1 protein-coding gene is annotated in these 1,795 nt (G+C 24.9%); it reads right to left on the reverse strand.

Annotated elements, in window-relative coordinates:
* Positions 1-122: 122 nt before the first annotated feature.
* Entirely contained in the window at positions 123-1,772 is a 1,650-nt protein-coding gene (locus tag KO506_RS06805) for a hypothetical protein (RefSeq protein ID WP_215994150.1), read from the reverse strand.
* Between the last annotated feature and the right edge of the window lie 23 nt (positions 1,773-1,795).

The following is a 1,795-nucleotide window of genomic DNA, read 5'->3' on the forward strand; positions in this document are numbered from 1 at the left end:
AACGTGTTTGTATATGGTTTGTTGCGTGGTTTAAGCACCTAATTTAGCAAATAAAAACCGAATAGAAAATCCGCGAGGATTTTCGTAAGTAGGTTAGAACTAGCAATAAATTATATACGGTGTTATGCACAGTTAATTTCTTTTTCAATATTATCAAAATATGGATGTTTTATATGATAAGTTTTTTTTCTGTCTTCTGCATAAATTTGAAAATCATTAAAAACAATTTCATTATTTAGTAATAATTCAAAATCGTGAATTGTATAACATTTATATGGACTATTAAACATATAGATTGTTGGTGCATTTATGATAAAAATTCCTTTAATATCAAAATTAGCTAAATCTAAATTAACTGGATTTTTATCTCGAAGTTTAAAATGATTTTCTATAATATCTTTATTTAATTTAGCCCAATTAACTTTTCGTTCTAGTTGTGATTCATATTTAGTTTTAAAGTTAGAGTAATCTCTTTTCCAATTGTTGTAATCAAATCTAGATCTGTTGTGTTTGCATTCTGACACGTAAATATTTTTCCCTTGAGTGTCAATAAATAATATATCAATATCTCCAATGGTTTTCTCAATATTTATGAATTGTTTTTTATAAGAGTTGAATCTTAAAATATCTATTTCATATGGAATTTCTCGGTTTTTTAGCTTTTCAATTATTGGGTTTTGTAAAACCTTATCATGTGTGTTATCGATAAATTCAATAAATTTTTTCAAATGACTGTTAACTTTCCATTCGTTAGGAAATAGACCAAAAGGGAAACAGTTTGTATTTAATTGAGAAATACTTTCAATCCATTTATTTGGTCCGATTACATGAAAAGTTTTTCCGTCTATATTATATTCTAAAATAGGTTTATAAATATGTCTACCAATATCTTGATTTGTATAAAAACATTTATCTATATCTAAAGCATTTGTTTTAGTTATTTTTAGACCATTATAAAAACTATCAATAAATTCAATATTTACAGAAGTATTATTTTTTATGTTTTTTATTATCTCAGGAAAAATTGTAACTCCTAATTTGTTTGAAGGCTTTGTTATAATTTCCGCTATAAAATAGCATAAATCATCATATTCAATTGAATATTTACTTTTGATTAAGTTTTTAAAATCGTCTATACAGTCCGTTAATTTAACATCTGAATCATGCTTTGGTAATTCAGTGAAAAAGTGAGAAAAAAATATAGGATATGGTTGATAAGTCAAATATTGAACTTCTTCTTCTTTCATTAGAATACCTATTGATTTAGGGAAAAGTTGACTTCTAGCAATATTTTCACTTGTAATAAAAGCCCATTCTCCAACATATATCATTTCTTCTAATAACAGAATGTATTCAGATAAGTTTTTGTCGATTTCATAACTGAAATTTTCTGTTCCTTTTAAGTCGTATTTTGTTGATTGTTCAAGAATTACTTTTAAGATTCTTCTGGAGCCAGCAAATTTTTCTTCATTAATAGGTAAATCATTGCCTTGTAGATTTTTAAAATGAATATCAATCGAATCTTCATGTATATTATGACAAAATAAGTAAAAAGAGAATCTGTTTTCTTTTTCAATTAGAGTTTCTAATTTATTTAAAAGAAAAGTAAAACAATCTTTTAAAATTTCTTGAACTTTAATGTGGTTTTTATATTCACTAGTTTTTTTAAAATATTTATTTTTCACATAAGAAGATAGTTCAGCCCAATAAACGTCTTTATGTCTATCGTCTGAAATAACAACTTTCTTACCTTCAATATTGTATCCTGGCATTTTTTTCTAATTGTGCATAACGT

Origin of the sequence: Polaribacter vadi (assembly GCF_018861005.1) — a bacterium.
GTDB lineage: Bacteria > Bacteroidota > Bacteroidia > Flavobacteriales > Flavobacteriaceae > Polaribacter > Polaribacter vadi_A.